The 7337-nt window shown below is 35.0% G+C and carries 6 protein-coding genes; all 6 read left to right on the forward strand.

Annotation, left to right across the window (positions count from 1 at the left end; all coding sequences use genetic code 11):
• A partial coding sequence (locus JGH11_RS18275; protein WP_201114199.1) for a lantibiotic dehydratase C-terminal domain-containing protein occupies positions 1-333 on the forward strand: 333 nt, incomplete at its 5' end.
• Entirely contained in the window at positions 326-2557 is a 2232-nt protein-coding gene (locus JGH11_RS18280) for a peptidase domain-containing ABC transporter (protein ID WP_201114201.1), read from the forward strand. The genes JGH11_RS18275 and JGH11_RS18280, both read left to right, overlap by 8 nt.
• A 1-nt stretch (position 2558) precedes the next feature.
• Positions 2559-3875, forward strand: coding sequence for an HlyD family secretion protein (locus JGH11_RS18285; protein WP_201114203.1), 1317 nt, complete (start codon positions 2559-2561; stop codon positions 3873-3875).
• Between the two features lie 32 nt (positions 3876-3907).
• Positions 3908-5008, forward strand: coding sequence for a UDP-galactopyranose mutase (gene glf / locus JGH11_RS18290; protein ID WP_201114205.1), 1101 nt, complete (start codon positions 3908-3910; stop codon positions 5006-5008).
• 4 nt (positions 5009-5012) lie between these two features.
• Entirely contained in the window at positions 5013-6851 is a 1839-nt protein-coding gene (locus tag JGH11_RS18295) for a glycosyltransferase family A protein (RefSeq protein WP_201114207.1), read from the forward strand.
• A partial coding sequence (locus tag JGH11_RS18300; RefSeq protein WP_304487931.1) for a lanthionine synthetase LanC family protein occupies positions 6833-7337 on the forward strand: 505 nt, incomplete at its 3' end. The genes JGH11_RS18295 and JGH11_RS18300, both read left to right, overlap by 19 nt.

Here is a 7337-nt window from a genome sequence, read left to right on the forward strand (position 1 = left end):
CAGTTTAATAATAAATTTAGGAATAATAAAAATATTATAGAATCTGTACTGAATGATAAAATATCAGATAGCAATTTTATAAGATTATACAAGCCTATTAATGATAAATCAAATAAATTAAAAACTATAGTTAACCTATTGCTTTTGAAACAAAAAAAGGAAAAAGTTATACTATCTCAGGAGTTCCTAATGACAAGCTATATCCATATGATGTTAAACAGGCTTTTCATGTCTAAAAATCGAGTACATGAACTAGTATTATATGATTTTATGAGACGATATTATACAAGTGAAATAGCAAGAAACAAATATATAGTAAAAACTAATGCATAAAACCTTCCCCCACTATACACAACTAGACTCTATGGACTGTGGCCCGACCTGCCTCCGTATGATAGCTAAATACTATGGGCGAACTTATAGCCTACAAACCCTTCGAGAGAAAAGCTTTATTACTCGCGAAGGAGTATCCATGCTGGGGATTAGTGATGCTGCCGAAAGTATAGGTCTCCACACTAATGGTGTAAGAATTACTTTCGAGCAGCTGGCTGAGGATGTCTCTCTACCTTGTATTCTGCATTGGAATCAAAACCACTTTATAGTATGCTATAATATCAAGAAAAAACGATCTCTCTTTGGGAAAAAGAATGAAACCGAATACAAAATAGATATCGCTGACCCTGGAGGAGTAAAATTTTCCATGAACAGAGAAGGCTTTGAAAAATGTTGGATAAGCAGCAAGGAGAACAATAAGGATACAGGCACGGCATTACTCTTAGCTCCCACACCGGACTTTTACCGCACAGAAGATGATGATGAGAAGCAACAAAAGAACTTAGCCTACTTTTGGGGATATCTTCGCCCCTATAAGAGCCAGATTGCACAACTAGTGGTTGGAATGCTTATTGGTAGCGTATTGTCAATGATATTTCCATTTCTGACACAATCGGTAGTCGATCAGGGAATTGGTAATAACAACATCAGCTTTGTAACACTGGTTCTGATTGCTCAACTTATTCTTTTTATTACACAGATGGCAGTCGGTTTTATCCAAAACTGGATCACCCTGCATATGAATACGCGAATCAGTATAGCCTTGATCTCTGACTTTCTATCCAAATTGATGAAGCTCCCTCTTAGTTTCTTCGATTCCAAGAATGTAGGAGATATTATGCAACGTATCGGCGACCATGGTCGTATACAATCTTTTATGACAGGGACGACACTGACAACTTTGTTTTCCTTTTTCAACTTCTTTGTTTTTGCTATTATACTCGCTTATTATAATTTAGCTATACTAGGCGTGTTTATTTTAGGAAATATCTTGTATGTTACTTGGGTATTATCTTTTATGCGATACAGACGAAAACTAGACCATGCACGATTCGCTCAATCATCCGCTAATCAGGGGTCTTTGATTCAATTAGTGACAGGTATGCAAGAGATTAAACTCAACAACTGCGAACGTCAACAACGCTGGCGTTGGGAACGCATTCAGGTAAAACTTTTTAAAATAAGCATCAAGGGAACAGCCCTTGGACAATATCAGCAAACCGGTTCTGTATTCTTTAGTCAGACTACCTCTTTGGTTATCTCTTTTCTTTCTGCCAAAGCTGTTATTGATGGCGATATCACTCTGGGTATGATGATGTCTATCAGTTATATCATCGGACAATTATCAGGTCCTATTGGACAGGTTATTGGTTTTGCACAAGCTCTTCAAGATGCTAAAATAAGTCTTGAGCGTTTGAATGAAATACACAACAAAGAAGACGAAGAACAAACGATAGGAGAAAGAATTAATAGTATCCCTGAGAATAGAACGATTAGTCTAGAAAACGTTTATTTCAACTATGATGGAGCAGACAGAGACTATGTTCTCGATGATTTGAGTATTACCATTCCTCAAAATAAAACAACAGCCATCGTTGGTTCGAGTGGCAGCGGTAAAACTACAATAATCAAACTTCTACTTGGTTTTTATCCTCCACTAAAAGGCAATATCAATGTAGACAATACAGCCCTGAATGATATCAATCCGCACCTTTGGCGACAAAAATCGGGTGCTGTGATGCAAGATGGTTTTATTTTCTCTGATACTATCGCTAACAATATTGCAGTGGGAGTAGAGGACGTAGACAAAGAGCGGTTACTTCATGCTGTAGAAGTTGCCAATATCAAAGAGTTTATTGAGTCTCTGCCTCTCAAATACAACAGTAAAATAGGAGCAGAGGGGAATGGAGTAAGTCAGGGACAAAGACAACGTTTGCTCATTGCAAGAGCTGTTTATAAAAATCCTGAATTTATCTTCTTTGATGAAGCAACCAATGCACTGGATGCCAATAATGAACGCACCATAATGGATAATCTGAACGAGTTCTACAAAGGCAAAACAGTAGTCGTGGTGGCACATAGACTTAGTACGGTACAAAAAGCAGACAATATTATCGTCTTGGAAAAAGGAAAAGTAGTAGAACAGGGTACTCACAAAGAGCTTACTGCTAAAAAAGGGGCATACTATACTTTAGTGAAAAACCAATTAGAGCTGGGTAGTTAATATGTCAGAAGAGAAGAAAAACGAAATAAATAAGATCGAACTCCGAAGCGAAGAGTTTCAGGAAGTACTTGGCAGTGTTCCTCCCTGGATTCTGCGTTGGGGTATAACTATCGTTGCTATTGCTGTAGTCATTTTACTGATTGGTAGTGCAGTCTTTAAGTATCCTGAAATCATCACATCCAAGATCGTACTTACTGGCTCTACTCCTCCTGCATCCATTATGGCTAAAACAACAGGAAAGCTCAACGAACTCTATGTTCATGACAATCAGCAAGTCAAAGTTGGAGATTATCTAGCTGTAATTGAAAACTCAGGCAATACAAAAGATATTCTTATTCTCAAAGAGTATTTGGCGAGTATCGATCTGTACTCGGATACCATATATGTCTTGCCTCCCAAGTATCTAAAGCTTGGCAATCTCCAAACCAATTATTCATCTTTTTACTTAACACTGTTTGAATATACAGAATATAAACGTTTGGAATACCTTTCGACCAAAACTGGCATATTGAGAGAAAGAATTGTACAATATGAAAGCCAACGTAACAACCTAATCAAACAAAAAGGTATTGTAGCCAATCAATTGATAATTGCAAAGAATCAATTTCAAAGAGACTCCATCCTCAATAAAAAAGGAGTGATATCAAACGATGAGTTTGAGGGAGCCAATAGCCAATATCTACAAAGCTTATTGTCTTATGAAAATATTTGTTCGTCCATTGATAATGCTGAAATACAGATTGGGCAAATGAAAGAATCTCTCTACGATACCAATTATCAGGATATAGAGAAAGAAAACAAACTGATCACACAACTAAAAACCTACGTCAACCAACTACAAGCCGAGCTACAGCAGTGGGAGTTGAATTACGTATTGGTTGCTCCCATCGATGGAGAAGTAACCTTTACCAAATATTGGTCTATCAATCAGAACGTCATGGGAGGTGAAGAGATTCTGAATATTATACCATCCAATGAAATCAACTTTTTGGGTAAAGCATCACTGCCAATAGCCGGTTCGGGAAGAGTAGAGATAGGACAAAAGGTGAATATCCGGTTCGATAACTTCCCTGATAATGAATTTGGCATTATAAGAGGAGTGGTCAAGAATATCTCCTTAGTGCCTGTGACTACCAATGAAATGCCGGAGTATACAGTAGAAATAGATTTGCCAAACGAATTAATGACAACCTACAATAAGAAACTTCCTTATCTGCCAAAGATGACAGGCACAGCAGATATAATTACAAAAGATATTTCAGCATTGGAACGTTTCATCATGCCATTGAGGAAAGCGATAACGGAAGGAATGCAGTAATATGTATTATTCATATAATAAATTGGGGTCTAATGAAAAAATATAAATATAATTATTTGCTGGTTGGTGGTGGACTATTTAATGCAATCTTCGCCTATAAGGCTACACAAAACAATAAAAAGTGTCTTGTTGTAGAAAAACGATCTCATTTGGGAGGTAATGTATATTGCCAAACTATAGAAGGAATAAATGTACATAAATATGGGGCACATATTTTTCATACGAAGGACAAATTTGTTTGGGAGTTTATGCAAACACTATGTCAATTTAACCATTATATAAATTCCCCGTTAGCAAAATATCAGGACAAGATATATAATCTCCCTTTCAACATGAATACATTTTATCAATTATGGGGTGTGAAAACGCCTAAAGAAGCTATGCATAAAATAGAATCACAACAAATTGAAATAAATAATCCAAGCAACTTGGAAGAGCAGGCATTAAGCCTTGTAGGATATGATATTTATGAGAAACTAATAAAAGGATACACAGAAAAACAATGGGGAACAGAAGCATCAAAGCTACCAGCCTTCATTATAAATCGTATTCCTCTAAGATTTACATTCAATAATAATTATTTTGAAGACCCTTACCAGGGGATTCCAATTGGGGGCTATACTCCTATTATTGAAAAATGTTTTGCTCATTCTGATATTTTATTGAATACAAATTTTACCGAGGATCGCTCTTTAAAAGACTTAGCAAAAACAACGATATATACAGGAATGATTGATGAATACTATAGCTATAAATATGGAGCACTCGAATACAGGTCTCTTAAATTTGAAGAAAGAGTATTAGACACAGAAAACTTTCAGGGTAATGCAGTTGTCAACTACACTGAACAAAATGTGCCACATACACGTATATTGGAGCACAAACATTTTGAGTTTGGAACACAGCCAAAAACAGTCATATCTATTGAATATCCATGTAAGTGGGATAAAAAGTCTGAACCCTACTACCCAATAAATACTCAACATAATAATCTGTTATATGCAAAATATAAAGAGTTGGCAACGAAAGAAGATAATATCTATTTTGCTGGTAGACTTGGTACATATCAATACAATGATATGGATAAAACAGTTCATGATGCCCTCAAATTGTACGAAACGTTAAATCAATAAAGCTATGAAAAGAAAAGGATTTACTGTTATAATGCCAACATACAACCAGTCTGGTTTTATACGTGGAGCTATCAAAAGTCTCTTCAAACAAACTATTTCTGACTGGGAATTGATCGTGATAAATGATGGATCGACTGACCGTACAGACCAAATTATTCAGGAATATTTACCCCATTCAAAAATTACTTACCTTAAAAATACAAATAATCAAGGACTTGGATTTACGATTAATCAAGGATTGGATGTTGCAAAATTTGAATATATTGCATACCTACCTTCTGATGATATTTATTATAAGGAACATTTGGAAGTATTGAAAAATGAATTGGACAAGTCGGAAGATATTTTTTTGGCATATACTAAATCAAGATCAATAATAAAAGACTCTCTGAGTATAGATTTAAAAAAACAATTTAATGGATTGTTCCATGGGTATAGCTTGCAGCTTGTTCAAACAGCACATAAAAATACTACTGATAGATGGATTGAAAGAACAGAATATGTAGTTGACGACCTCTTTGACATGTTTTGGAATAAGCTGGTAAGTAAAGGCAGATTTACATATATCAATGAAGAAACATGCTCTTGGACAATCCACACGAATCAACGCCACAGATTATTGAATAGAGGGATGAATCTGTTCAGGCAATATTACAACATAAAAGAGCCTCTCAAAATAAAGAGATCAAAGGGACGTTCTGTGAATGAAGTCGAATTATATAAAGATTTCCGAAATCCTTGTATAAGTACACCCAAATTGAAGGTCTTGCTAGTGGGAGAACTGGCGTATAATCCGGAAAGAATATATGCGTTAGAGGAACAAGGTTGTCAGCTATTTGGCCTATGGATGGAGAATCCTACTTTTGATTTTACAATGGTCGGTCCCATCCCTTTTGGTAATATAATTGATATTCCGTATGAAGATTGGGAAAGTAAGCTTCAAGAAGTTCAACCGGATATTATATATGCAGGACTAAATTTTGGCTCCATTCCATTAGCTCATGAAGTTTTGAAAAAATGCAAAGATATCCCATTTGTGTGGCATTTTAAAGAGGGTCCATTTATTTCCAGACAGAATGGAACATGGGATAAATTAATTGAGCTGTATGAAATGGCTGATGGCAGAATATTTCTTAGTAAAGAATCTAAAGAATGGTATGAGCAATTTATCAAGCCATCAGATACAACTTTCATTTTAGATGGAGACTTACCTAAAGGAACTTATTTTACATCTGATTTTTCAAAATGTTTATCTGAGTTAGATGGTGAAATACATACAGTTGTTATTGGTAGACCGATAGGTATTGACGAAAATATTATAAGAGAATTAGCAAGCCATAAGGTCCACCTTCATCTATATCATATGGAGATTTCTTTTAATAAAAGAGCAAAAAAAATTGCACCAAAATATTTTCATGCTCATCCTTACTGTGATCCTAAAAATTGGGTAAAGGAGTTTTCCAGATATGATGCCGGGTGGCTTCATCCTTTCGAAAGCAATAACTATGGAGATTTGCTCAAAGTTGGCTGGGATGATTTGAACTTGCCTGCAAGAATGAGTACATTAGCTGCTGCAGGATTACCTATGATTCAGAAGGATAACTCTGAACATATTGTTGCTATGCAATCTCAACTTCAAGAATACAATGCAGGAGTGTTCTATAAAGAGATGGAAGATTTAGCAACCAAACTTTATAATAAAAAAGAGATGGAATTGATAAGAAATAATATTTTAACAAACAAAGACAAGTTTAGTTTTGATTATCATGTTCCTGAATTAATCCGTTTTTTTGAAAGTGTTATTAAACTAAAACAACGAAAGACATGTACCAGAATATATTAAATCAAATAGCCAACACAGTATTTATAAATATCCAGCAGCAAGAAAGTTTTGGACTCTTAAATGGAAAAACGGGTACAACTTTGTTTTTGTATTATTATGCACGTTATACAAATAATAAAATGTACAGTGAATTGGCGGACGAGTTGATGGATCAGATATATGAAAGCCTAAATAAACATGGCGACAAGGATTTTTTTGATGGATTAGCCGGTATTGCTTACGGAGTTGATCATATTGTTAAAAATAAATTTGTTGAGATAGACGAAAGCGATGGGGATATTCTGGAAGAAATTGATTTGGATTTAGGTCAAATGAACGAAGAAACTTTCCTTTTAGAATTAGAATCCGATCTTCCTTTATTCTCAAAAGGGTTATATTTCTTACAAAGAAAAGATAAATACTCCTTATCAAAAATAGCAGAGGAATGTTTAGCATTTCTAATTATTCATAAGCAAAAGATCCCATTATCATATGTAAATTCTATTT

It is taken from the genome of Dysgonomonas sp. Marseille-P4677, from assembly GCF_016652235.1.
GTDB lineage: Bacteria > Bacteroidota > Bacteroidia > Bacteroidales > Dysgonomonadaceae > Dysgonomonas.

What these genes read in the sequence shown, in the direction of transcription:
- JGH11_RS18280 (WP_201114201.1), top strand. Translation starts at nt 326, where the DNA reads ATGCATAAAACCTTCCCCCACTATACACAACTAGACTCTATGGACTGT.
- JGH11_RS18285 (WP_201114203.1), top strand. Translation starts at nt 2,559, where the DNA reads ATGTCAGAAGAGAAGAAAAACGAAATAAATAAGATCGAACTCCGAAGC.
- glf (WP_201114205.1), top strand. Translation starts at nt 3,908, where the DNA reads ATGAAAAAATATAAATATAATTATTTGCTGGTTGGTGGTGGACTATTT.
- JGH11_RS18295 (WP_201114207.1), top strand. Translation starts at nt 5,013, where the DNA reads ATGAAAAGAAAAGGATTTACTGTTATAATGCCAACATACAACCAGTCT.